At 68.6% G+C, this 25632-nt stretch carries 18 protein-coding genes; 3 read left to right on the forward strand and 15 right to left on the reverse strand.

Annotated features, from left to right (window positions below; translation table 11 throughout):
* Nucleotides 1-19: 19 nt before the first annotated feature.
* The 12 genes from CLU95_RS16865 to CLU95_RS16920 form a co-directional block, all read right to left on the reverse strand.
* Nucleotides 20-748, reverse strand: a complete 729-nt coding sequence (locus tag CLU95_RS16865) for an ABC transporter ATP-binding protein (protein WP_099794678.1) — start codon at nt 746-748, stop codon at nt 20-22.
* Nucleotides 745-1500 (reverse strand): ABC transporter ATP-binding protein, encoded by a 756-nt coding sequence (locus CLU95_RS16870; protein WP_099794679.1) that lies wholly within the window; start codon nt 1498-1500, stop codon nt 745-747. Before CLU95_RS16870 ends, CLU95_RS16865 begins: the two co-directional genes overlap by 4 nt.
* Nucleotides 1497-2486, reverse strand: coding sequence for a branched-chain amino acid ABC transporter permease (locus CLU95_RS16875; RefSeq protein ID WP_099794680.1), 990 nt, complete (start codon nt 2484-2486; stop codon nt 1497-1499). The genes CLU95_RS16870 and CLU95_RS16875 overlap by 4 nt, the downstream gene beginning before the upstream one ends.
* Entirely contained in the window at nt 2483-3403 is a 921-nt protein-coding gene (locus tag CLU95_RS16880; RefSeq protein ID WP_099794681.1) for a branched-chain amino acid ABC transporter permease, read from the reverse strand. The genes CLU95_RS16875 and CLU95_RS16880 overlap by 4 nt, the downstream gene beginning before the upstream one ends.
* Nucleotides 3404-3533: 130 nt before the next feature.
* Complete coding sequence (locus CLU95_RS16885) at nt 3534-4739, reverse strand: ABC transporter substrate-binding protein (RefSeq protein ID WP_099794682.1); 1206 nt, start codon at nt 4737-4739, stop codon at nt 3534-3536.
* Between the two features lie 160 nt (nt 4740-4899).
* A complete protein-coding gene (gene atpE / locus CLU95_RS16890) occupies nt 4900-5139 on the reverse strand; it encodes a F0F1 ATP synthase subunit C (RefSeq protein ID WP_099794683.1) in 240 nt (79 codons plus the stop codon).
* A gap of 156 nt (nt 5140-5295) precedes the next feature.
* Nucleotides 5296-10017: an Ig-like domain-containing protein gene (locus CLU95_RS16895; RefSeq protein WP_099794684.1), complete on the reverse strand. Its 4722-nt coding sequence runs from the start codon at nt 10015-10017 to the stop codon at nt 5296-5298.
* Nucleotides 10018-10229: 212 nt separating this feature from the next.
* Complete coding sequence (locus CLU95_RS16900) at nt 10230-11081, reverse strand: class I fructose-bisphosphate aldolase (RefSeq protein ID WP_099794685.1); 852 nt, start codon at nt 11079-11081, stop codon at nt 10230-10232.
* A 54-nt stretch (nt 11082-11135) separates the two neighbouring features.
* Nucleotides 11136-12134: an aldo/keto reductase gene (locus tag CLU95_RS16905; RefSeq protein ID WP_099794686.1), complete on the reverse strand. Its 999-nt coding sequence runs from the start codon at nt 12132-12134 to the stop codon at nt 11136-11138.
* The gene (locus CLU95_RS16910; protein WP_099794687.1) at nt 12131-13171 is read right to left on the reverse strand and encodes an ABC transporter permease; all 1041 of its coding nucleotides are present in this window, start codon (nt 13169-13171) and stop codon (nt 12131-12133) included. Before CLU95_RS16910 ends, CLU95_RS16905 begins: the two co-directional genes overlap by 4 nt.
* On the reverse strand, nt 13168-14703 hold the full coding sequence (locus CLU95_RS16915) for a sugar ABC transporter ATP-binding protein (RefSeq protein ID WP_099794688.1): 1536 nt from the start codon (nt 14701-14703) through the stop codon (nt 13168-13170). The genes CLU95_RS16910 and CLU95_RS16915 overlap by 4 nt, the downstream gene beginning before the upstream one ends.
* On the reverse strand, nt 14700-15746 hold the full coding sequence (locus CLU95_RS16920; protein ID WP_099794689.1) for a substrate-binding domain-containing protein: 1047 nt from the start codon (nt 15744-15746) through the stop codon (nt 14700-14702). The genes CLU95_RS16915 and CLU95_RS16920 overlap by 4 nt, the downstream gene beginning before the upstream one ends.
* Nucleotides 15747-15926: 180 nt before the next feature.
* Between CLU95_RS16920 and CLU95_RS16925 the strand changes: the two genes are divergently transcribed.
* The 3 genes from CLU95_RS16925 to CLU95_RS16935 are packed head-to-tail and all read left to right on the forward strand — an operon-like array spanning nt 15927 to nt 20012.
* The gene (locus CLU95_RS16925; protein ID WP_099794690.1) at nt 15927-17474 is read left to right on the forward strand and encodes an FGGY family carbohydrate kinase; all 1548 of its coding nucleotides are present in this window, start codon (nt 15927-15929) and stop codon (nt 17472-17474) included.
* Nucleotides 17471-19240, forward strand: coding sequence for a glycerol-3-phosphate dehydrogenase/oxidase (locus CLU95_RS16930; RefSeq protein WP_099794691.1), 1770 nt, complete (start codon nt 17471-17473; stop codon nt 19238-19240). The genes CLU95_RS16925 and CLU95_RS16930 overlap by 4 nt, the downstream gene beginning before the upstream one ends.
* A gap of 1 nt (nt 19241) precedes the next feature.
* The gene (locus CLU95_RS16935; RefSeq protein WP_180288626.1) at nt 19242-20012 is read left to right on the forward strand and encodes a GntR family transcriptional regulator; all 771 of its coding nucleotides are present in this window, start codon (nt 19242-19244) and stop codon (nt 20010-20012) included.
* Nucleotides 20013-20014: 2 nt separating this feature from the next.
* On the opposite strand, the gene CLU95_RS16940 is transcribed toward CLU95_RS16935, so the two are convergent.
* Genes CLU95_RS16940 through CLU95_RS16950 form a run of 3 tightly spaced genes read right to left on the reverse strand, consistent with a single transcriptional unit; the run spans nt 20015 to nt 25473 of the window.
* Nucleotides 20015-20920 (reverse strand): DMT family transporter, encoded by a 906-nt coding sequence (locus CLU95_RS16940; protein WP_099794692.1) that lies wholly within the window; start codon nt 20918-20920, stop codon nt 20015-20017.
* A 46-nt stretch (nt 20921-20966) separates the two neighbouring features.
* Nucleotides 20967-24095, reverse strand: a complete 3129-nt coding sequence (gene uvrA, locus CLU95_RS16945) for an excinuclease ABC subunit UvrA (RefSeq protein ID WP_099794693.1) — start codon at nt 24093-24095, stop codon at nt 20967-20969.
* Nucleotide 24096: 1 nt separating this feature from the next.
* A complete protein-coding gene (locus CLU95_RS16950) occupies nt 24097-25473 on the reverse strand; it encodes a chloride channel protein (protein WP_099794694.1) in 1377 nt (458 codons plus the stop codon).
* Nucleotides 25474-25632: the final 159 nt, after the last annotated feature.

Consider the following 25632-nt stretch of genomic DNA (forward strand, 5'->3'; position numbering starts at 1 on the left):
ACCTGAGCGCGGCCCGCGTTCAGACGCCCAGGTAGCGCGTCCACAGCGACCGGTCGGCGTCGAGCGCGGCCGAGTCGCCCTGCCACACCACGCGGCCGCGCTCGAGGATCATGTGGCGGTCGGCCAGCGGCAGCAGCCGCTGCACGTACTTGTCGACCACGAGGATCGCTTCGCCTTCGGACTTGAGCGTCGCGATGCAGTGCCAGATCTCCTCGCGGATCACCGGGGCCAGGCCTTCGGTCGCTTCGTCGAGGATCAGCAGGCGCGGGTGTGTCGACAGCGCGCGGGCAATGGCCAGCATCTGCTGCTCGCCGCCCGAGAGCTGGTTGCCCGCGTTGGCCTTGCGTTCCGACAGGCGCGGAAAGAGCTTGTAGAGCGCCTCGACGGTCCAGCGCGGCGCGCTGCCGGGCCGGGGCCGTGCAAAGGCGCGCAGGTGCTCGTCCACACTGAGGTTGGGGAACACGTGGCGCCCCTCGGGCACGATGGCCATGCCGCGCCGCGCGATGGCGTCGGGCCGGTGGCCACCGATGGCCGCGCCGCAGAACTGCACGCCGCCGCGCATCGGCGCGATCGTGCCGGTCAGCACCTTCAGCAGCGTGCTCTTGCCCATGCCGTTGCGGCCCAGCAGCGCCATCACTTCGCCCGCACCGACGCGCACGTCGATGCCGAACAGCACCTGGCTGGCGCCGTAGCCGGCTTCGATGGCGGTGGCCTCGAGCAGGGCGGTGGTTGTGGTCGTCGTGCTCATGCGTGTCCTTCCGCTTCGGTGCCGAGGTACACGGCTTGCACATCGGGGTGGCCCCGCACTTCGTCGGCCGTGCCGCTCATCAGCACCTTGCCCTGCACCAGCACCGTGAGGCGGTTGGCGAGGCGGAACACGGCGTCCATGTCGTGCTCGATGAGCAGAATGGCCATCGATTCGCGCAGCGATTCGATCAGGTCGACCATGCGCGCCGACTCGTCGGGGCCCATGCCGGCCATCGGCTCGTCGAGCAGCAGCAGCTTGGGTTCGGCGGCGAGTGCCAGTGCCACGTCGAGCGCGCGCTGCGCGCCGTGCGGCAGCGTGCCCGCGATGCGGTGGCGCTCGCTGCCCAGGCCCACGCGGTCGGCCAGTGCAATGGCACGGTCGACCAGCGCGCGTTCGTTCGCGCGTGGTGCCAGGAAGCGCAGGCTGCTGCCCGCATGGGCCTGCGCTGCGAGCATCAGGTTGTCGTGCACCGTTTCTTTGGCGAACACGCGCGTCACCTGGAAGCAGCGCGACATGCCGGCCGCCACGCGCTGGTGGTCCTTGTAGGCCGTGATGTCCTGCCCGTCGAGCATCAGCCGGCCCGCGTCGGCCTCCAGCAGGCCGGTGATGAGGTTCACCAGCGTGGTCTTGCCCGCGCCGTTGGGACCGATGAGCGCATGCACTTCGCCGCGCTCCACCGTGAGGTTCACATGGTCGGTCGCCAGCAGCCCGCCGAAGCGCTTGACCAACCCTTCGATTCTGAAAAGGCTCATGGCTTGGCGCTCCCTGCGGCAGTTGCAGCGGAGGCCGCTGCTGCTGCGACCGTGCGGCGTTTCGTCGACAACGCGGCGAGGCCGCGCGGGGCCCAGAGGGCGACGGCGATCAGCAGCAGGCCCAGCGGCATGTGCCAGTGTTCGGTGTGCTGCTTGAGCACTTCCTCGAGCACCAGCCAGACCACGGCGCCCACCGGCCCGCCCCAGCTGCGGCCGAGGCCGCCGATGACGACCATCACCACCAGCGTGGCCGACTGCGTCCAGTGCATGGTCGCGGGGCTCACGAAGCCGTTGCCGCCGGCCAGCAGCGCGCCGGCCAGCCCGGCGATCGCACCCGAAACCGCAAAGCCGACGAGCTGCAGCCGGAACACCGGGTAGCCCAGCGCGCGCATGCGCGTCTCGTTGTCGCGGATGCCCATCAGCGCATGGCCGAAGCGCGCCTGCGTGGCGCGGTGCAGCCACCACAGCGCAAGCGCGACCACCACGAGCACCACCCAGTAGAAGGTCGACTCGTTGCCCAGGTCGAGGCCCGGCAGCAGCGTGGGGCGCGACATCAGCGTGTAGCCGTCGTCGCCGCCGTAGGTGCGCAGCGACACGACGACGAAGTACAGCATCTGCGCAAAAGCCAGCGTGGTCATGATGAAGTACACGCCGCGCGTGCGCAGCGCCACCGTGCCGATCAGCGCGGCAACCAGGCCGGCCACCAGCGCGGCCATCGGCCACAGGATCCAGGCCGACATCACGCCGGCGTCGCTGAGCGCCACCACCGTGTAGGCGCCCATGCCGATGAAGCCCGCGTGCCCGAGCGCCACCATGCCGCCGAAGCCGAGGATGAAGTTCAGGCTCGCGGCGGCCAGCGCGACGATGAGCACGCGGCGCACGAAGCCGATGTAGAAGTCGAGCCCGAACAGCGGCGCGACCAGCGGAAAGGCCGCGAGCGCCACGAGGAGCAGCCCGAGGCCGAAGGTGCGTGACGAGAATTTCATGCGCGGGCCGAGAAGAGGCCGGAGGGCCGGAAGATCAAGACAACGACCATGAGCGCGTACATCGCGACCTCGGCGAACAGCGGCCCCAGGTCGGCCGCCGTGGCGGGTGGCAGCGTGGCGCGCAGCAGCATCGGCACGAAGGCGCGGCCGATGGTGTCGACCAGGCCGACCAGCAGCGCGGCCACGAAGGCACCGCGCACCGAGCCGATGCCGCCGATCACCAGCACCACCAGCGCCGGAATCAGGATGGCTTCGCCCATGCCCACCTGCACCGCGACGATCGGGCCCATGAGCGCACCGGCCAGTGCGGCCAGCGCCGCACCGAGCAGGAACACGCCGTTGAAGATGCGGCCCACGCGCACGCCCATCAGCTCGGCCATCGGCCGGTCGGACGCGCCTGCGCGCACCCGCATGCCGATGCGCGTGTGGTTCACGAGCACGTACAGCGCCAGCGCCATCAGCACGCCGCCCGCGAGGATCACGAGGCGGTACGAGGGGTAGGGCAGGCCGTCCATCAGTTCGACCGGGCCCGAGAGCGCGGCCGGCGTGGGCGCCATGATGGGCGAGGGGCCCCAGATCATCTTGACGATGTCGTCGGCCACCAAAATCACGCCGAAGGTGGCGAGCACCTGCGCCAGGTGGTCGCGCTTGTAGAGGCGACGCATCAGCAGCACCTCGATGAGCAGCGCCACCACCACGGTGACGAGCACCGCGACCACGATGGCCGCAGCGAACGAGCCGGTGCGCGTGTGCGCCTCGGCCGCCACGTAGGCGCCGGCCATGAACAGCGAGCCGTGCGCGAGGTTCAGCACGTCCATGATGCCGAACACCAGCGTGAGGCCCGCCGCCAGAAGAAAGAGCATCAGGCCGTAGCCGATGCCGTTGAGCAATTGCTCGAGAACAAGAATTCCGCTCATAGCATCCAAGGAGTGCCCGTATTCATTTCGGGAAACACCGAGGAACCGGCTTTGCCGGGCCTCTGGTGTTGCCCCCGGTCGGGGGTTGGCGAAGCGACACGAAGTGCGCGAAGGCTGGGGGCGAGCCTATTTATTTCATTGCGCACTTGCTGGCGTAGCTGTCGCCATAGTTCGTCAGCACGGTGTTGATCAGCTTGTTCGTCACCTTGCCTTGCGCGTCCTTGCCGATCACGCGCAGGTAGAAGTTCTCGATGGGGAAGTGGTTGTTGGCGTACTTGAAGGTGCCGCGCGTCGAGGCGTAGTTGGCCTTCTTCAGGGCGGCGACCACGGCGTCGCGGTTCTGCGCGTTGCCGCCCGATTGCTTCACGGCGGCGTCCATCGCGAGGATCGCGTCATAGGCCTGCGCGGCGTACACCGACGGGTAGCGGCCGTTGTATTCCTTGCGGAACGCAGCCACGAAAGCCTTGTTGGCGGCGTTGTCCAGGTCGTGCGCCCAGTGCGAGGTGTTGAACAGGCCGAGCATGGGCTCGCCCACGGCACCGATCACGTCTTCGTCGGCCGAGAAGCCGCTGGTGACGAGCGTGATGTCCTTCGACAGGCCCGCGCCCACGAACTGCTTGATGAAGTTGATGCCCATCGCGCCGGGCAGGAAGAAGTAGATCGAGTCGGGCTTGGCCGCGCGCAGTTGCGCGAGTTCGGCGGCGTAGTCGATCTGGCCCAGCTTGGTGTACAGCTCGTCGGCCACCTGGCCCTTGAACTGGCGCTTGAAGCCACCGAGCGCATCCTTGCCGGCCGGGTAGTTGGGGGCGATGAGCACGATCTTCTTGAACGCGCGGTCTTGCGCGAACTTGCCGGCGGCCTCGTGGAACTGGTCGTTCTGGTAGGCGGTGCCGAAGAAGTAGGGGCTGCACTGCGCACCGGCGAACTGGCTCGGGCCGGCGTTGGCCGAGAGGTAGGGCACCTTGGCGTTGAACAGCGTCGGGCCCACGGCCAGCGCCACGTTGGAGCCGATGGGACCGCTGAAGATGTCGATCTTGTCGCGCTGGATCATGCGGTCGACCAGCTGCTTGGCCTGGTCGGGGCTGCCGGCCATGTCGGCCTGCACGAACTCCACGTCCTGCCCGCCGAGCTTGCCGCCCAGCTGCTTGATGCCGAGCGCAAAACCGTCGCGTGCCTCGGCACCCAAAGCCGCGAAAGGCCCTGAAATGTCCAGGGCCAAACCGACCTTGACCGGCGCGGCGACGGCCGACACCGAGGCACCGAGGGCGGCGCCGCACAGCAGCAGCGAGAGCAGGGTGCGCGGCAGCGCGGGCGATTTCAGGAACGTGGGGCGCATCGGTCTCTCCGGCGAAGGAAGGGTGGAAAAAGAACTGAACTGTTGATAGTTAAATACTTTAGCCGTAAACAATTCGGTGTCAACGGTACTAGCACGAATGGTGCCAGTGAACCGTGTCGCTTCCGCCGTGCCGCGCCCTCGCCGGAGGGTTCCGCCAACGTCAACCAAACGGGCTGGCCGTCGCGAACCAGAGGCCGATGCCGGTCGCGATGATGAAGGCCCCGTCGGTCACGCCCGCGACCAGGAAGAACTTGGTCTGCAGCGTGTCGACCAGCTCGGGCTGGCGCGTCGTGCCTTCGAGAAACTTCTGGCCCACCAGCGCGATGCCGAGGCACGAACCCAGCGCGGCAATGCCGATCAGCAGGGCAACGGCGAGCGGGAGGATGTTGAAGCCGGTCATGGTTTTTTCTCCTGGTGGTTGATGAATCGATGGACCCACTGTTCCAGAACGGGTGCGTCGAATCCATGACGCGGGAGGTCATGCGGCAGACGAAAAAAAGCCGGCCGTCGAAACGGCCGGCTTTGCGTCAGGCGCGAAGCGTGAGATCTGGGGCGCTTACGGCAGCTGCGTCCAGTTCTGGTTGTTGCCGCCGTTGCAGGTCCAGGTGATCAGCGCCGTGTCCTGCGTGGTCGAGCCGTTCGGCACGTCCAGGCACGAGCCCGAGGCGCGGTTGCGCAGCGTGCCGCCCACGAGGCTCCACTGCGCCGTGTTGCCCGTCGAGCAGGCCACCTGCACCACCGCCGCGTTCGTGGTCGCCGTGCCGTTCTGCGCCAGGCACAGGCCGCTGTGCTCGGCGATGAACTGCATGTAGCCGCCGGTGACGGGCGTCATCGTGAACTTCTCGTTGCCCGCGTTGCCGCACGGCCATTGCACCGCCGTCGCGCCGCTGGTGGTCGAGGCGCCCTTGATGTTCACGCACATCGTCGGGTTGAGGTCGGAGCGCAGCCGCGTGACCACCGCCGGGGCGGTGTCCTGCGAGCGCACGTACTCGCGCAGCGCCACCACGTCGTTCGCCGGCAGGCTGGAGGCGTTGCCGTGGCCACCCGTGAGCAGGTCCTGCAGCGTGGCCGCCTGGCCGTTGTGGAAGAACGCGGTGGTGTTCCAGGTGCCCGACAGGGTCGGCGTGTCGAAGCCCACGCCCGCCAGCGGCTGGTTGCTGCCCTTGCCCGACGAGGTCTGGATCGTGCCCACGTCGTGCCGCAACCCGTCGCGGAAGGTGGCACCCGTGTGGCAGGTGGCGCACTGGGCCGTGTTGAACACGGTCTGTCCGCGCACCGCGTCCACGCTCAGGCTGCCGTCCGCGGCGCGGGCCGGGCTGCGCATGTACTTGTTGAGCGAACCCAGGTACACGGCCAGGTCGTCCAGCTGCGCGTTCCTGCCGGCCTTGGGCGTGCCCAGCGGTGCCTGCGTGGCGGTCCAGTCGGCATTGCTCAGGAAGCCGGTGCCGCCGAACTCGTTGCGGATGTCGTTCTCGAAGTCCTGCACTTCGTCGAAGTTGGCCGTCCAGTGCAACTTGCCGTGGCTGGTGCCGCGCCGCCCTTGCAGGCTGATGGTGCGGCGCAGGCCTTCGCCGCGCTGGGTGAAGTCCCACACCATGCCGTCGTCGCCGCCGTCCGCGTGGCAGCTGGCGCAAGACATGTAGTTGTCCTTGCTCATGCGCCGGTCGGCCGCGTTGTAGAACACCTGCTTGCCGCGCAGCGCCGCGGCCGCCATCGGCTCCTGCGCCACGGTGGACACGTTCTGCAGGAAGATCGCCGCGTTGGTCTCGGCCGACAGCACCTGCGCCACGTCATGCACCGACACCGAGCGCGCCAGGAAGTTGTTCACGAACAACCGCTTGCGCGCTGCATCGAGGTACAGGCCGTGCGGGGCGCTGCTGGCGTTGATCTCGCCGCGCACCGCGCGGGTGTAGCTGTCGACGATGGCGACACGGTTGCCTTCCATCTGCGCCACGAACAGGTAGTCGCCGGCGGGCGAGTACAGCGCGGCGCGCGCGGGGGCGCGGTCGTCGAAGTCGATCTGCTCGGAGAACACCTCGGCGGCGCCCTGCAGGTTCACCTGCGACAGGATGGAACGCACCGTCTGGTCGTGCGGCAGGTCGGTGCCGTCACGGAAGCGGCCGCGCACGATGTTGTCCTTCTTCGAAGGCAGCACGGCACGCGAACCGTCGGGCGAGATCACCACCTGGCTCAGGTAGTTGGCCACGCCGCGCGCACGGCTCTCGGTGTCGACGGTCGTGGTGTCCACCGGCAGCGGGATGGTCTGCAGCGCGGTCAGCGTCTGCAGGTTCACCTTGTGCAGCTGGCCACCCGTCATCTTCGACTTGAAGCGGGTGACGTAGGCCACCTGCGAGTCGGCGCTCACGGCGATGCCGCGCACGCCACCCTCGAGCGCCAGCGCGCCGGTGGTGGTGCCGTTGCTCGGGTCGAAGCTCATGAGCACCGACTTGCTTTCGAGCGTGAGCAGGCCCTTGGCGCCGTTGGGCGTGAAGGCCACGCCGTACGGGCCGCTGCCGTAGGCCAGCGGGATCGACACCGACTGCGAGCCGTCGGCGGCGTTGAGCGCCACGAGCTTGTCCTCGCCCTGCACCGCGACCCAGATGCGGCCGTCGGGGCCGACGGCCAGCGTCTTGGCCTCGTCGCCCACGCGCACTTCCCACAGCTTGGCGAGGGTCGCGGCGTCGATGGCGGCCACCGTGCCGCTGTCGGGGTTCACCGAGTACACCCGGCTCGCATCGCCCGCGATGTTGGTCGTGTGCGTGGGCGCGGTCGCGGTGACCGGCGCGATGACGGTCACGTTGTAGGTGTAGTAGGTCTCGCGGCCGCTGCTGTCCTTCACCGTCAGGGTCACCGTGTAGTGGCCGGGGCTGGTGTAGGTGTAGTTGGTGTTTGGTACCGACGAGAAGGCCGTCTGCGTGCCGTTGCCGAAGTTCCAGCGGAACTGCACGCCGCTGGCGCCAAGCGTCGCGGGGTTGAACGTGAGCTGGCCGTTGACCAGCTTGGGCCCGCCGCCCAGGCCCGGGTCGCCGATGATGGCCTGGCCGCGCAGCGTGTCCACCTCGGCCTGGCCGAGCACGCGGCCATACACGCGCACCTCGGCCAGCGTGCCCTTGAACAGCGCCGCGTTGCCTTCGATCTGGCCCATGTACTTGAACTTGGTCGACAGGCCCTTGGTGCCGGTGGAGCCGGTCGACGTGGTCTTCACGCCATCGACATACACCGCCTGCGCGCCCGAGGCCGCGTCGCGCGTGAGCACGACGTGGTGCCAGTTGCCGTCGTTGACGGCCGCGGTGGAGCTGGTGCCGGCGTCATTGCCCACCGAGAGCTTGATGCGCCCGTTGTTGTCCAGCCAGCCCCAGAACACGTCGTCGGTGCCGCCCGACTGGTCGCGACCGAAGATGCCGGGCGCGGTCCACGAGTTGGCACTGCCGGCCTGCGTGGTCTTCATGTAGAAGCTCAGCGTGGCGGTGCCGCCCAGCGCGCTGGCCACGGTGTCGTTCTTCAGCTCCACGCCCGTGGTGCGGTTCGCGAAGTTCAGGCCGATGCTCTCGAACGCGTCGCCGGCCAGGGGCTTGCCGCCGTTGGCGCCGATCTGGTCGGTCAGGTTGCCCGTCAGCGGCCAGTGGTGCATCAGGTTGATGTCGCTGGCGTTGCCGGTGTTGAAGGTGGAGCGGTAGTCGGCGCCGATGGCGTTGCCCGCATAGTCCTTCACGCCGTTGGCCGGCAGGAACACTTCATAGCTGGTGCCCGGTTGCAGCGGCTGCGCGGGATGGAAGTTGACGATGCCCAGCTGCACGCTGTAGGTGCCCGCCAGCGTGTTGCCGCCCACCGGACGCACGATGAAGGTGTTGCTGTTCACGCTCTCGGGCCGGATGCTGTCGGTCATGCCCAGGCCGATGCGCGAGGTGAGGGCCTGTTGCTTCGCGCCGTTCACGGGCGAGACCTGCTTCACTTCGGGCTTGGTGGTGTCGGGCTCGACCGAATGCACGACGAAGCCGCTGCCCGAGCCGTGGTCGTTGCCCACGAAGACGAGGTTGCCGAACATCGCGACCTGGCCGTTGTCCGAATGCGAGAAGTTCGGGTCGTCCTCGCGCAGGATGCTGCCGCGGCCCACCTCCACGTGGTTGAGCGGATTGCTCACGTCGACCTTGTGGATGCGGGTCTGCGCGCCTTGAATGACGTAGTTGTCCTGCGTGGCGCAGTACAGCTGCTCGTCGATGACGAGCCGGTTGTCTTCGGCCACGAAGCGCGAGCGATCGCTCAGGTCGTAGCTGTACATCTTGGCGCCGCTGCCGCGTGCGGAGGTGTGCACGGTCTTGCCGTCGAAGCAGGTCGCGTAATAGAACGGCGTGGCGCCGGCGATGGAATCGAGCACCTTGGGGTTGAGCGGGTCCGAGATGTCCAGGCTCGCGAAACCGCCATTGCTTTCCATCGCGGTCAGCACCATGTGGTTGCCCATGGTGAAGATCGGGCCGATGCGGAAACCACCGAGTTCGCCCGTGGGCACTGGGTTGGGTTTGCCGGCGCCGCGGTTGGCGACCACCGCGTTCGCGGGGTCGGTCGCGTCGACGATGAACATGCCTCGGCCGGCCGAGGCCACGTACAGGTAGGGCGCCTGCCACCAGAGCTGCCAGGCCACGTTCTCGTAGTCGCCGGCGTTGACGCCGGGCAGTGCCAGCTTCTTCACCTGCTTGATGTCGTTGATGTCGGTGAAGTCCCAGAACTCGACGCCGTTGATGCTGGGCAGCACCACATACGTCTTGCCGCCGATCTTCGCGGTGCCGAAGGAGTGCGTTTCGCGGAACTCCTTGGTGCGGCCCCCTGACGCGTCATCGGGCTCGTAGATCTTCTTCACGAGCTGGATCTGGCGCGGATTCGACACGTCGTACAGCAGGAAGCCGCCCGGGCCGAGGCCGCTGTCCGGCGCGAAGGAGGTGAGGAAGTAGCCGTTGACCATGATGCCGGCGTTCATGCCGTAGTCCTTGCGGCCCGGGAACGTGGCGGGCACCTCGCGCGACTCGTAGGCGTCGCTGTGCGCCGGATCGAGCGGGTGGTTGGGGCTGGTGATCATCGACACCGGCTTGAACAGTTCCGCCGAGGTGTAGGTGAGGTTGCCCAGGCCCGGCCCCTGCAGCGGAAGCGGGTCGGCCACGACCGCGGCGGCTGCCGTGGCCATGTTGTTGAGGGTCGTCATCGGACTGACCCCGGTGATTGCCGCATGCGTCAGCAATGTGACGCACGGCACCAGGAACGCCATCAGGAAATACCGGATCTTCATCGTCGCCTCCAGGTTGTTTGAAGTTCGCAGGGAACCCTCTTGTCCTTGGTTCTCTCGACTCACTCGGTCGCTTGCAGGGAAAGCGCACGCGCAGGCGCGCCCCCGGCGGGCAACGCATGCGTTGTCCGCCGTCCAGCTTCTTCTTCTGTCTTGCTCTCCCGCTGGTTGGCGCCGGCGCCTTCCGGGTGGAAGGCGTCAGCGCCGGGGCGCTCTTATTTCACGCCGCCCGATTCGTAGATGTTCCAGGCCGCTTCGGCGCTGGCATCGTTGTGGATCATGGCCATCAGTGCGCTCACCACCGCCGAGGGGTTGGCGTGCTGGTAGACGTTGCGGCCGTACACCATGCCGACCGCGCCCTGGTCCATGAGCACGCGCGAACGCGCGAACACCTGCTGCAGGTCTTCGCGTCCGCCGCCGCGCACGAGCACGGGGCAGCGCGCGGCCTGCACCACGCGGTGGAAGTCGGTGGCGTCGGTGGTGGGGTCGGCCTTGACGATGTCGGCGCCCATCTCGCGCGCCAGACGCGTGAGCGTGACGATCTTTTCGGCATCGCCGTCCACCATGTAGCGGCTGGTGGCGGTGGGCGCCTGCATCACGAGCGGCTCGATCATCAGCGGCATGCCGTAGCGGTCGCAGTCGGCGCGCACGCGGGCGATGTTCTGCACGCACTGGCGGAACAGGTCGGGCTCGTCGGGCAGCATGAACAGGTTGACGACCACGCAGGCCGCGTCCATCTGCACGGCGGGCAGCACCGGGTCGTCCTGGTTCTGCAGCACGGCCCACATCACGCGGTGGTGCACGGCGTTGTAGGGGTTGCCCATGTCCAGGCGCATCACCAGCGCGGGGCGCTCGCGGCCCGGGCGGTTCTGCAGCAGGTCGGACTGTCCGTAGTTGAGCTGGATCGCATCGGGCTTGGCGGCCACGAGCTTGTCGATCACGCCGGGCATGTCCTCCAGGCCGTCGAGAAATGTGGGCTCGTTGCACACGCCGTGGTCGAGGGCGATGTCCAGGCAGCGGCCGTTGTGCAGCAGGCGGTTGAGCCGCGCGGTCTTGTCTTTCGACATGAAGGAAGAACTCCGTGGTGAGGAAAAAGGAAGGGAGGAAAAGGGCGCGCTAGCTCAGGCGAGCGCGTCCAGGTGGCGCTTGGCTGCAGCGTCGATGAGCTGCAAGGCTTCGCCGTCGAGCACGACCGCACCGGCGCCGGCGTTTTCAATCGCCTGCTGGCGCACGCGCGCGCCGCACAGCGCCACCGAGACGGTGCCGCGGGCCACGGTCCAGGCGATCATCATCTGGCCGAACGAGCAGCTCAGGTGCGTGCGCAGCGGCTCCAGCGTGTCGAAGAAGGCCTTGAGCTTGGCGCGGTTGGCTTCGCTGAAGCGCGGGTTGGTGGCGCGCTGGTCGTCGCCCTTGAACTCGCGCGCGGGGTCGATGGGCCCGGCCAGCAGGCCCAGCGCCAGCGACGAGTAGCCCAGTACCGCCACGTTGTGCTCGGCGCACAGCGGCGCCAGCGTGGTCTCGATCCCGCGATCGATGAGGCTGTAGAGCTCTTGCGCCGCATCGACGGGGCCGTGCTTCAGGTACTCCGAAAGAATCTCGGGCGTCGCGTTGCTCACGCCGATGGCGCGGATCTTTCCCTGCTTCTTGAGCGCCAGCAGTGCGTCCATGGTCTCGGCCACGGGCGTCGTGTGGTCCTGCCAGTGCGTGATGTACAGGTCGATGTAGTCGGTCTGCAGGCGCTTCAGGCTCTCTTCGCATTCATGAAAAATCGAGTCGCGACCGAGGTAGCGGTACACCGGGTGGCCGTCTTCCTCGAAGAAGTGCGTGCCCTGCTGCGTGTGCCACACCAGGCCGCACTTGGTGGCGATCACGACCTCGTGGCGGCGGCCCTTGAGCGCGGTGCCGACGATGCTCTCGGAACGGCCCAGGCCGTAGGCCGGTGCGGTGTCGATCAGGTTCACGCCCGCATCGAGCGAGGCCTGGATGGCGATCACGGCGGCTGCGTTGTCGCCGCCGCCCCACATCCATCCGCCCATGGCCCAGGTGCCCAGGCCGATGGCCGAGCTTTCGATGCCCGAGGGCCCCAGGGTGGTCTTCTTCATCTGTGTTGCGCTGCTCATCGCTTGGTCTTTCGGGTGTTCAGGATGTGGTCGATGGTCACGGCCGCGAGCAGGATCAAGCCCTTGATCACGTCCTGCCAGTAAGGCGATACGTCGAGCAGGATCAGCGAGCTGGTCACCACCGACAGCAGGGCCAGGCCGAGCACGGCGCCGAGCACGGTGCCCGAGCCGCCCTTGAGGCTGGCGCCGCCGATCACGGCCGCGGCAATCACGTTGAGTTCCATGCCCATGCCGAAGGTCGGCGTGGCGGCGCCGAAGCGCGCGGTGTAGATCACGCCGGCCAGGCCCGCCGACGCGGAGCACAGCACCGTGACCCAGAACTTCACGCGGCCCACGCGGATGCCGGCGTACAGCGCGGCCTTCTCGTTGCTGCCGGTGTAGAACACGCGGCGCAGCAGGGTCGAGCGGCGCAGCACGAAGTCGCTCACGATCACGATGGCCAGGAAGATCAGGATCACGGCCGGCACGCCGAACAGCGTGCCCTGGCCGATGAACTTGAACTCGGCCGGCAGCGAGAACAGCGACTGCGGCGTGCCCTGCGTGAGCGCCAGGCACAGCCCCCGCACGATCACCATGAAGGCCAGCGAGGCGATGAAGTGGTTCAGCCCGATGCGCGTGACGCAGCCGCCGATCATGGCGCCGATGAGGCCGCTGGCACCGATGGCCACCAGGCTTGCGAGCCACGGGTCCATGCCCATGAGAAAGAGCTTGCCGGTCACCACCATCGCGAAGCACACCACCGAGCCCACCGACAGGTCGATGCCGCCGACGATGAGCAGGATGGTCATGCCGACCACCACGATGCCTTCGATGGAGAAGGACAGCAGCATCGCGCGCACGTTGTCCCAGGTGAGGAAGTAGGGCGATGCGAAGCTCATCGCGACGCACAGCGCCAGGATGATCAGCACCAGCCCGGCCTCGCGCATGCTCGTGAGCTTGTTGCTCTGCTTCACGGGGTCTCCTGTTCGGCGGGGTTGCAGGGAGCCGGCTGTGGCCGTGGCCGCAGCGCCTGCATCGATTCTGGTCGGAAAGTTCATGCCATTGCCTCTTCGGGTTCGCAAAGTCCGGAGGCCAGCCGCAGCAGGGCTTCCTCCGTCATCTCGTCATGGGCCAGTTCGCCCGCCAATCGCCCTTCGCGGATCACCAGTGCGCGGTCGCACAGGCCGATGATCTCGGGCAGTTCGGAAGAGATCACCACCACGCCCACGCCCTGGTCGGCCAGGTCGCGCAGGATGTGGTGGATCTCGGATTTCGCGCCCACGTCCACGCCGCGCGTGGGCTCGTCCATCAGCAGCACCGCGGGTTGCGTGGCCAGCAGCTTGGCGATCGCCACCTTCTGTTGGTTGCCGCCCGACAGGCTCGACACCTCGATCGCCACGCCGTCCGACTTCAGGTTGAGCTTGGCGCCCAGCTGCACCGCGAGCCGGTGCTCGGTCGCACGCTGCAACAGGCCCCAGGCCGAGCTGACGCGGCGCAGTGCCATCGACGAGATGTTCTGCGCAATGGGCAGATCGAGGAACACGCCCGCCTCCTTGCGGTCTTCGCTGAGGTAGGCGATGCCTTCGCGCAGTGCATCGCTGTACTTGCGGATCGACAGTGTCTTGCCGTTGAGCCGCACCGCACCGCGCCGCGCGGGGCGCAGGCCGCACACGGTCTCGGCCAGCTCGCTGCGCCCGGCGCCCATCAACCCGGCAATGCCGAGGATCTCGCCGCGCTTGAGCGTGAAGGAGATGCCGTGCACGCGGTCGCCGTCGGCGATGTTGTCGACTTCGAGCACGGGGCCGGCGTTGGCATCAGCAGCGGCGCCGGATTGCTTGGGCGGGTAGTAGTTGCCCAGGTCGCGCCCGACCATGCGGCGCACCAGCTCGTCGGGCGTCATGCCTTCGAGCGGGCCGCTGTGCACGTTGCGCCCGTCGCGCAGCACGGTGGCGCGGTCGCAGTGCGTGAAGATCTCGGCCATGCGATGGCTGATGTAGATGATGCCGATGCCCTGCGCCTTGAGGTCGTGCAGCACGCGGAAGAGCGCGGCCGATTCGTTGTCGGTGAGGGCGGCGGTGGGCTCGTCGAGGATGAGCACCTTGCAGTCGAGCGTGAGCGCCTTGGCGATCTCCACCAGCTGCTGGTTCGAAATGCTCAGGTCGCGCACGAGCGCGGCCGGGTCGATGTCCTGGCCCAGGCGCGCCAGCACCTTGGCGGCGCGCGTGTTCAAGGCGGAGAAGTTCATCCACGCCTGGTGGCCGGCGTTGATTTCCGGCATGAAGATGTTCTCGGCCACGGTGGCGTCGGCGCACAGGGCGATTTCCTGGTGCACCAGGCCGATGCCCAGGCGCATCGCGTGCGCGGGGCCGTCGATGACCACGGTGTCGCCGTGCAGCGCGATGGTGCCTTCGTCGGGCTGGTGGATGCCGTCGATGATGTTCATCAGCGTCGACTTCCCCGCGCCGTTCTCGCCGCACAGGGCGTGGATCTCGCCGGCCTGCAGCGAGAAGTCCACGCCCGAGAGGGCGCGCGAAGCGCCGAAGCGCTTCGCGATGCCGCGCAGTTCAAGCAATGCGGCAGGGGTGCTCACTCGCCGATTCCCTTGGTGCCACGGCGGGCAAGGTACTTGTCCCAGTAGAAGTCGTCGGCGTTGGCCTTGCTGACCACGGCCAGGCCGTTGTCCAGGAAGGGCACGGCCATCGGGTTGGTGCCGTTGCGCTTGGCGTCGTTCATCGGGTCGATGAGGCCCGGGTTCTTGGCCAGGAACAGCATCATCATGCCCATGTAGCCCTGCATGCCCTGGTTCGGGTTGATGGCGCCGAACACGTCGCCCGACTTGATCATGTCCAGGATCTTGGCGTTGACGTCGCAGCACATCACCTTGATGTTCTTCTTGGTCTCGACCTTGGCTTGCGCAGCGCCCAGCGCCGAGTTGGCTTCGGGCATGAACAGCGCGCCCAGGTTCGGGTTGGCCTGCGCCAGGCTCAGCACGGCCTGGTAGGCCTTGTTCGGGTCCTGGTTGCTGGCGGCGCGGCCGACCAGCTTCATGCCCGGGTGCTTGGCCTTCATGCGGTTCACGAACGCGGAGATGCGGCGGTCGTGGTTGTCCTGGCCCGGGTTCTCGAGCACGGCGTACTCGCCCTTGCCGTTCAGCGAGGCGGCGATGGCGTCAGCGGCCTGGTTGCCTTCGCGGTCGTTGTCGGAGGTGATGAACGAGGTGCGCTTGGAGTTCGGCGAATCAGCCGCGAAGGTCACGACCGGGATGCCCATCGCGGCGGCGCGGTTGATGGGTTCGATGAACGGATCGGGGTTCATCGGGTGCAGCAGGATGCCGGCGGGCTTGCGCGCCAGTTCCTGCTCGAACGATGCGAGCTGCTTGTTCACGTCGTACTCCGGCGTGCCGGTGTAGCGGGTGCGAACGCCCAGCGTGCGGCCGAGCTGCTTCATCATTTCGTAGACCGGGAACCAGTACTCGACGCCCGAGACCATCACGTTCATCACGTAGACGTCGCTGGCATTGCCGCGCAGGCCGGCACCTGCCGCAGGGGCTGCGGCTTGCTGTTGCGCGAACGCGCTCGCACCGGCCAGGCCGATACCGGCGGCGGCTGCGGACTTCAGGAAATTACGCCTCATTCTTTGTCTCCTCACGTTGACTGGCAGAGCTTTCGGCCTGCCATTGCGTGGCAGACCTGTGGACCATGGTGTCACGACAGTTGTTATGACAGGCTAGAATGTAATGGCGGGCCGTTTCACTCGATAACTAGGGGAAACGCTACTGGTGACAGTCTTTTTTTCCGCCGAAGCTGTTATGACATGAAGACCAAAATACTGATCGGCATCGACATGGGCTCGAGCAGCCTGAAGGCGCTGGCCCTGGACGCGGGGAGCGGGCGCAGCCTGGCCGTGTCGCGCCTGCCCCTGCGGCATGCGCGGCTGCCCGGCGGCGGCTGCGAGGTGGGCGAGGCGGCGATTCGCGCGGGGCTGACCCACGTGCTCGGCGACGTGGCCCGCCAGCTCGGCCCGCGCGCCGCGGACGTGTGCGCCATCGGCTGCACCGGCCACGGCGCAGGCCTGTACGCCCTCGATGCACACCACGAACTCGTCGGCGGCCGCGCCGTCGCCTCCACCGACCAGCGCGCCGATGCGCGCGCACTCGCCCTCTCGGCACGCCACGGCGACCGGCTGTTCGTGGACGTGGGCTGCCGCCCCTGGCCCGGGCAGCCCACCGTGATTGCGGCCGAGCTGCTCGGGGCCGACGCCGTGCAGCGCGGCGAGCTGCAGCGCCTGCTGTTCGCCAAGGACTACCTCGGCTTCCTGCTGACCGGCGAGATCGCCACCGACGCGAGCGACGCCAGCACCGCCGGCCTGCTCTCGCTGGCCACCGGCGACTGGTCGCCCCTCGCGTTCGAGGTCGCGGGCATCGACGGCCTCGGGCCGCGCGCCTTCGGCCCGCTGGTGCCCAGCGGCCAGACCATGGGCCGGCTGCGCGCGGCCGAGGCGGCGCTGTGCGGCCTGCCCGCCGGCATTCCGGTCGCGATGGGCGCCATCGACCTGCTCGCCTCGATGACCGCCATCGGCGCCGAAGACCGCGGCCGCGCCGTGTCGGTGCTGGGCACGTGGTGCGTCAACGCGGTCATCGGCCCGGTGACCGAGCCGCAGCCGCAGGTCGCCGCGCTCGTCAACTTCGGCCGCACGCGCGAGCGCCTGTACATGGAGAACAGCCCCTCGTCGATGGCCAACATCGCGTGGCTGGCCGGTGCGCTCGGGCTGCCCGATGCGCGCGCCGTGGTCGACCTGGCCATGGGCGTGCCGCTCGGTGCGAACGGGCTGCGCTTTCTGCCCTTCATCAACGGCGGGGGCGGCATCACGGCCGGCTTCGTCGGGCTCAAGAGCCACCACACGCCGGCCGACATGGCGCGCGCCGTGGTCGATGCCGTGGCCGCGCTGCATGCGCGCCACACGGCGCGCCTCGCGTCGCAGGGCCTGCCGGTGTCGGCCTCCAGCGTGCTGGGCGGCGGCGCCAGCGATGCGCGCCTGGTGCGCCTGCTCGCGGCGCTGCTGGGCCACCCGGTCGAGCGCTGCGCCGACGACGAAACCGGCGCGCGCGGCGCCGCCCTGTATGCCGCGATGTCGCAGGACCTCGACGACGCGGGGCCCGCCAGCCCGCTGCGCGCACCCTGCGAACTCATCGAACCCGACGCGCGCGACGCGCGGGCCCATGCCGATTTCAACGCCGAATTCAACGAACTGATCGATCGCATGTCTCCTGTCTTCAACCATCTCGCGGGCGGTGCGTCGAGCGCCGCCCGGCCGCCCGAAGGCGCTAGCACCGCAGCGCGCAGCGCGGAGGTTTCTCCATGAGCGCCTGGCAACTGCCTTTCGTCCGTCCGGCCTCGCTCGAAGGTCGCCATTTTTCGACCGTGATCGTCGGTGCGGGCATCAACGGCGTGGGCGTGTTCCGCGACCTGTCGCTGCAGCGCGTCGATTGCCTCATCGTCGACAAGGGCGACTTCGGCGCCGGCGCCAGCAGCGCGCCCTCGCGCATGATCCACGGCGGCCTGCGCTACCTGGAGAACGGCAGCTTCTCGCTGGTGGCCGAGGCCACGCGCGAGCGCAACCTGCTGCTGCGCAACGCGCCGCACCTGGTGCAGCCGCTGAAGACCGTGGTGCCGCTGTCGAGTTTCTTCGGCGGGCTGCTGAGCAGCGCGCTCAAGTTCTTCGGGCGCACGCCGCCGCAGCGCACGCGCGGCCTGCTGGCCGTGGCCGCGGGCCTGCGCCTGTACGACCTGCTGGGCCGCCGCCAGCGCGTGATGCCGGGCCACCGCATCAGCCGCGTGCCCACCAATGACCGCCGCCTGTTCCGCGCCGCGATCCGCTGGACCGCCACCTTCTTCGACGCCTGGATCAGCCATCCCGAATGGCTGATCCTCGAACTCATCGGCGACGCCTGCCGCGACCAACCGCGCTCGGTGGCGTCCAACTACTGCCGCGTGACGGGCTGCGCGGGCAATATCCTCACGCTGCGCGACGAGATCACCGGCGCGCTGGTGCGTGTCACGGCCGACACCGTGGTGAACGCCACCGGCGCCTGGCTCGACCGCAGCGCGGCCGTGCTCGGCGGTGCCGGCCCGCGCGTGATGGGTACCAAGGGCTCGCACCTCGTGCTCGACCACCCGGCGCTGCGCGATGCGCTCGATGGCCGCATGGCCTACTTCGAGGCGGTCGATGGGCGCGTGTGCATCGTCTATCCCTTCCTCGACCGCGTGCTGGTGGGCTCCACCGACATCCCGGTGGAAGACCCCGACCAGATCGTCACCGAGCCGGCCGAGATCGACTACCTCATCGACGTGCTGCGCGAGGTGTTCCCGAACATGGCCTTCGACCGCCACCACGTGATCTACACCTACGTCGGCGTGCGCCCGCTGGCGCGCTCCGACGCCGACAAGCCGGGCCAGATCTCGCGCGACCACTCGGTGGTGGTCGATCCGCCGAGCGCCACGCGCGACGTGCCGATCGTCGGCCTCGTGGGCGGCAAATGGACCACCTTCCGCGCCTTGGCCGAAGAAGCCACCGACCACGTGCTGCGCCACCTGGGCCGCTCGCGCACCGCCTCGACCGAGTCGCTGCCGATCGGCGGCGGCGCCGAGTTGCCGGCCGATGCGGCGGCCACCGAACGCTTCATCGACAAGATGACGGCGGGCTCGGGCCTGGGCCGCACGCGCGCGCTGGGCCTGCTGCGCCGCTACGGCTCGAAAGCGCTGCCGCTGGCGCAGCGCCTCGCGGCCTCGGGCGACACGCCGTTGCGCCACGCGCCCGGGTACTCGGCGGCCGAACTCTCGTACCTGTGCATGGAGACGGGCGTCGTGCACCTGGACGACCTCGTGATCCGCCGCACGTTGCTGGCCATCCGCGGGCTGGTCACCGACGACGCGCTCGCCGAGATCGCCGGCGTGGCCGCCGAAGCCCTCGGCTGGGATGCGGCCCGTGCGCATGAAGAGCTGCGCACCTGCGCTGCTGCGCTGCGCGAGCGTCACGGCGTGCGCCTGCAACCGGTGGCGGCCAACGAGCCGGCGCCTTCCGCTTTCGATGCATCATTGATGGCCAGCCCCGTCCTCGGCCCGACCTAACGTGACCCTCACCACCGCCTCCGACAACACCGTGTCGACGACCTCGCTCGACCGCAACTCCGAATCGCCGCTGTGGGCGCAGTTTCGCGACGCCATCCGGCTGCAGATATTGCAGGGCGTGCTGCCCATCGGCGCCAAGCTGCCGTCAGAGGCCGAGCTGGGCGAGCAGTTCGGCATCTCGCGCATCGTGGTGCGCGAGGCGCTGGCCGACCTGGTGCGCAACAACCTCATCTACAAGATCAAAGGGCGCGGCGCCTTCGTGTCGGCGCGCGAGCGCGACGAAGATTTCGTCTCCACCGTGCTGGGCTTTTCCGACGAGATGGAACGCAAGGGCCGCTCGGTGCGCACGCAGATCCTCGTGCAGGAGCTGCGCGCCGCCACCGCGCAAGAGGCCGCCGCGTTGGGCCTCACCGAAGACGCGCAGGTTGTCGGCCTCAAGCGCCTGCGCAGCGTCGATGGCGAGCTGCGGTTGTTGGTTGAGACGGCCGTGCCGGCCGACCTCGCGCCGGGCCTGCACCGCACGCGGCTGGACGACCGCTCGCTGTACGACGTGCTGCGCCGCCAGTACGGCGTGCGGCTGGTGCGCGCCGAACGCTGGATCGACGCTGTGCTGCCCGACGCCGAGACCTGCCGCCTGCTCGACCTGCCGCAGCCCGAGCCGCTGCTGCGCATCGAATCGATCGCCTACGGCGCGAACGGCCGGCCGCTGGAACACTACCGCGCGCTGCACCGCTGCAAGACCAGCCGCCTGCACGTGCAGACGACGACCTGAGTTCAGGCCTTCGCGCTGCTGCTGCTGCTGCTGCTGCGTGAAGGCAAGAGCACCGAGGCAATGGCGACCATCATCAGCGCCACCGCCACCCAGTCTTGCCAATGCACGACCTCGCCGAGCCACACGGCGCCGCTGAACACGCCGAGCACGGGGATGAACATCACGCTCAAGGTCGAGGCCACCGGCGGCAGGCCGCGTGCCAGGTAGAACCAGGCCGCGTGCGCGAAGCCGAAGATCAGCACCGCGTTGTAGGCGATCGATCCCCAGGTCACGGCGCCCGGCGAGCGCCATTGATCGCGCTCGAACAGCAGCGACAGCACCGTCATCACCACGGCCGTCATGGCCGTCATCCAGAACGAGAGCGTGAGCGTGGGCAGGCCGATGCGCGTGTGGCGCAGCAGCTGCGTGCCCAGCGCCCAGGTGGCGGCGGCCACCAGCGCCAGCGCCACGTAGCCGGGACGGCCGGCGAAGTCGGTGAGCTCGTGCCACAGCAGCAGCCCGACGCCGATGGCGCAGGCGCCCACGCCGGTCCATGCGCGGCGCGTGAGCACGGCCGAGAACAGCAGCGCGCCGATGACCGCAGAGAACACCGGCATCGTGTAGCCCAGGATCGCGGCGCGCCCACCTGAGAGTGCTTTCACCGCGAGGATGATGCAGGCGTGCCAGACGAACATGTTGGTCGCGCCCAGCCACACCAGCTCGGGCCACGCGCTGCGCGGCACGCGGAACGGCACCTTCATCACGACCAGCGCCATCGCCAGCACGGGCACGCCCAGCCAGATCGAAATGGCGCGGAAAGCCAGCGGCGGGTAGTCGGCCACGCCGAGTTTCATCACCGGCCAGTTGAAGCCCCACGCGAGGGTGAGGAGCACAAGAAGAACGAACTGGCGCGGGGTGAAGGAAGGCATGGGCCGCGATTGTGGCGCGGCCTGCGCATTCGTGCTGGCGGTGCTGCTACAGCAGGCGCTTGAGGTAGCGCCCCGTGTGACTCGCCTCGTTCGCCGCGATGTCTTCCGGCGTGCCTTCGCCCACCACCGTGCCGCCGCCGGCACCGCCTTCGGGGCCCATGTCGATGAGCCAGTCAGCGGTCTTGATGACGTCCAGGTTGTGCTCGATGACGACGATGGTGTTGCCCGCGTCGCGCAGCTGGTGCAGCACCTTGAGCAGCAACTCGATGTCGGCGAAGTGCAGGCCGGTCGTCGGTTCGTCGAGGATGTAGAGCGTGCGCCCGGTGTCACGCTTGCTCAGCTCGAGTGCGAGCTTCACGCGCTGCGCCTCGCCGCCCGACAGCGTGGTGGCCGACTGGCCGAGCTTGATGTAGCTCAGGCCCACGTCGAGCAGCGTGCGCAGCTTGCGCTCGATGGTTGGCACGGCCTTCAGGAACTCGTGCGCCACCTCGACCGTCATCTCGAGGATCTGCGCGATGTTCCGGCCCTTGTACTGGACCTCGAGCGTCTCGCGGTTGTAGCGCTGGCCGTGGCAGACCTCGCAGGGCACGTACACGTCGGGCAAAAAGTGCATCTCGACCTTCACCACGCCGTCGCCCTGGCAGGCTTCGCAGCGGCCACCGGCCACGTTGAAGCTGAAGCGACCCGGGCCGTAGCCGCGCTCGCGCGCAGTGTTGGTCTCGGCCATCAGTTCGCGGATCGGCGTGAACAGGCCCGTGTAGGTGGCGGGGTTGCTGCGCGGCGTGCGGCCGATGGGGCTCTGGTCGACGTTGATGACCTTGTCGAAGTACTCGATGCCTTCGACCGATTCGTGCGCAGCCGGTTCTTCGTGCGCGCGGTACAGCGTGCGCGCCACGGCGGCGTAGAGCGTGTCGTTCACCAGCGTCGACTTGCCCGAGCCCGAGACGCCGGTCACGCAGGTCAAGAGGCCGACGGGGAAGGCCACGCTCACGTTCTTCAGGTTGTTGCCGGTGGCACCGACGACGCGGATCTCTTGCAGGTCGGTCTGCGAGGCCAGGTGCGCCGCTTCGCGCGCTGCACGGCGTTCGGCCGCGGGGCTCTGCGGAAAGCGCGAGGGTTTCTTGCCTTCGTTGAAGGCCGGCTTCTTCACGGCCGGCAGCCACGCGGTGCGGTGCTTGGGCACCTCGATCTTCTTCACGCCCGAGAGGTACTGGCCGGTGAGCGAGTCGGGGTTGGCCGACACCTCGGCATAGGTGCCCTGCGCCATCACGCGCCCGCCGTGCACGCCGGCGCCGGGGCCCATGTCGATCACGTGGTCGGCGGCGTGGATCATGTCCTCGTCGTGCTCGACCACGATCACGCTGTTGCCGATGTCGCGCAGATGCTTGAGCGTGCCGATGAGCCGGTCGTTGTCGCGCTGGTGCAGGCCGATGCTGGGCTCGTCGAGCACGTACATCACGCCCGTGAGGCCCGAGCCGATCTGCGACGCGAGGCGGATGCGCTGCGCCTCGCCGCCCGAGAGCGTCTCGGCGCTGCGGTCCAGGCTCAGGTAGTTCAGGCCCACGTCGTTCAGGAATTTCAGGCGCAGGCCGATCTCGCGCACCACCTTGTCGGCGATGTCGGCCTTGGCGCCGCGCAGCTTGAGCGTGCTGAACCAGGCGTAGGCGTCGCGCAGCGTGAGGTGGCTGAGTTCGAAGATCGCCATGCGCGGCGGCTCGCCGCCGTTCGCTGCCACGTGCCCGGTGTCGTCCACCAGGAACACGTTGCGCGCTTCGCGCCGCAGCCGCGAGCCGCCGCAGTCGGGGCAGGGCTGCTGGTTGCGAAAGCGTGCGAGGTCTTCGCGCACCATCACCGAATCGGTCTCGCGGTAGCGCCGCGTCATGTTCGGAATGATCCCCTCGAAGGGGTGCTTCTTCGTGAGCTTCTTGCCCGCGAAGTTGCCCGATTCCATGGTGTAGTTGAACTTGATCTCTTCAGCGGCCGAGCCATGCAGCAGCACCTGCTGCACCGAGGCCGGCAGCGATTCGAAAGGCGCGTCGACGTCGAACTTGTAGTGCTTGGCGACGCTCTCGACCATGCTGAAGTAGTAGCCGTTGCGGCGGTCCCAGCCCTTGATGGCGCCGCTGGCGATCGACAGCGACGGAAACGCCACCACGCGCACCGGGTCGAACACCTCGCGGTGGCCCAGGCCGTCGCAGCTGGGGCAGGCGCCCACGGGCGAGTTGAACGAGAACAGGCGCGGTTCGAGCTCCGACAGCGAGTAGTGGCAGATCGGGCAGGCGAACTTGGCGTTGAACAGGTGTTCCTTGTCGGGCGCACCCTCGGCGCCCAGTTCCAGCGCAATGGCCCGGCCTTCGGCCAGGCGCAGCGCGGCCTCGAAGCTCTCGGCCAGGCGCTGCTGCATGTCGGGGCGCGCGCGCAGGCGGTCGATGACCACGTCGATGTCGTGCTTCTCGGTCTTCTTGAGCTTGGGCAGGTCGTTGTATTCGTACGTTTGCCCGTCGACGCGAAAGCGCACGTAGCCCGCGGCCTGCATTTCGGTGAAGAGCTCGAGGAACTCGCCTTTCTTCTCGCGCGCCACGGGCGCCAGGATCATGAGGCGGGGCTCGTCGGGCAGCGCCAGCGTGGCGTCGACCATCTGCGAGACCGTCTGCGCCTGCAGCGGCAGGTGGTGGTCGGGGCAGAAGGGCGTGCCGGCGCGGGCGTACAGCAGGCGCAGGTAGTCGTGAATCTCGGTCACCGTGCCCACGGTGGAGCGCGGGTTGTGGCTGGTGGCCTTCTGCTCGATGCTGATCGCGGGCGACAGGCCCTCGATCACGTCGACATCGGGCTTGTCCATGAGCTGCAGGAACTGCCGCGCATAGGCCGAGAGGCTTTCCACGTAGCGCCGCTGCCCTTCGGCATAGAGCGTGTCGAAGGCCAGGCTCGACTTGCCCGAGCCCGACAGGCCGGTGATGACCACCAGCTTGTTGCGCGGAATGTCGAGGTCGACGTTCTTCAGGTTGTGGGTGCGCGCACCGCGGATGCTGATGCGCTGCTGGGCGAGCAGGGCGCCGAGGTAGACGTCGCGTTCGCGTTCTGCGTCGCGCGCACGCTCCGCGGTGTCTTCAGTGGATATTGAATTCAAAGGGGGCGATCGTCCGAGGGCAACCGGACATGATAGTCCGCTGGCCATTTCATGGCGAGCGGGCGGCTTCTGGCGGGCTGGGCGCGGGGCTTTCCGGCGGGTGCACCGGCGCCGTGCTGCCGATGGCCCGGCCGACCATGTGCTCGGCCAGTGTGTCGTACAGCGGGCGGCTGATCATGCGCGAGACCAGGCTGGCCAGCATGGCCGCGGCCATCAGGCTCAGCACCATCGAATGGCCGTCGACCATTTCCATCACGATGATGAAGGCGGTGAGCGGTGCCTGCGTCACTGCGGCCAGGAAGCCGGCCATGCCCATGGCGATGAGCGCCGGCCCCAGGTCATTGGCGGCCAGCCGGGCCACCGCGTCGCCGATGCCCGCGCCGATCGACAGCGACGGCGCGAAGATGCCGCCCGGCACGCCGCACCAGGCCGTGAGCCAGGTGGCGATGAACTTCAGCACGGTGTACAGCGGCGTCAGCTCGTCGTGGCCCTGCAGCATCTGCTTGACCGCCTCGGAGCCTGCGCCGAAGGTGACGCCGCCCGTCACCAGCCCGATGACCGCCACTGCCAGCCCGCCGACGGCTGCGAAGCGCACCGGAAAGCGCGCCCGCCAGCGGTTCAAGCGCCCGGGCGCGCCCGTCAGCGAGGCGATCAGCAGCCGCGCGAACAGCCCGCCGGCCGCGCCGCTCAGCAGGGTGACCAGCAGGCCCGGACCGAGCGCGTCCCAGTCCAGCCGCTGCACGCGGATCACGCCGAAGTAGCTGGCGTTGCCGAAGGCCGACACCGCCACCAGGCCCGCCAGCACGATGGCCGTGATGATCAGCCCGCTGGAGCGGGCCTCGAGCCGGCCCGACAGCTCCTCGATGGCGAACACCACGCCTGCCAGCGGCGCGTTGAACGCCGCCGCAATGCCGGCAGCCCCGCCGGCCACCAGCAGCGCGCGGCCATCGATGGCGGTGTGGGGCGACAGCCAGCGCCGCGCGTGCTGCATGACCCCGGCCGCCACCTGCACCGACGGGCCCTCGCGCCCGATCGACAGCCCGGCGGCGAAACCGGCCACGCCCAGGCCGATCTTGGCGACCGTGAGCCGCAGCGAGGCGAACAGGAAGCGGCGCTCCTCGGGCAGCGCCGGGTGCAGCGCCGCCTTGATCTGCGGAATGCCCGAGCCGCCCGCGCCGGGGAAGAAGCGCAGCGTGCACCAGACGATACCGGCGGTGATTGCCGGCGTGGTCAGTAGCACCGCCCAGGGCCAGGCGGCATAGAAGCGGTGAAAGGCGCCGAAGACCCAGTCGCTGGCGAGCGTGAAGCCCACCACGAACAGCCCGGCCGCGATGGCGTAGCCCAGCACGATGGCCCGGTCGAGCCAGATGCGTCCGCTGGACAGCTCGGCGCGCAGGTGTTCGAGGAAATCGGGCTCGTGGTTCATCGGGCGCAGGCGGGCGGGGAGACGTTCATTCTGGCATCGGCCCGGGCGCCGGGCTGTAGGCCGGGGACGCCGGACGCCCGGGCGGGCGCCGGCGCCCGTTCAGGCAGAATGGAGGGTTCCTCTCAACCTCCTCCTTCATCTACTTATCAGGGGCAGTGC

The organism is Variovorax sp. 54 (assembly GCF_002754375.1).
Taxonomy (GTDB): domain Bacteria; phylum Pseudomonadota; class Gammaproteobacteria; order Burkholderiales; family Burkholderiaceae_C; genus Variovorax.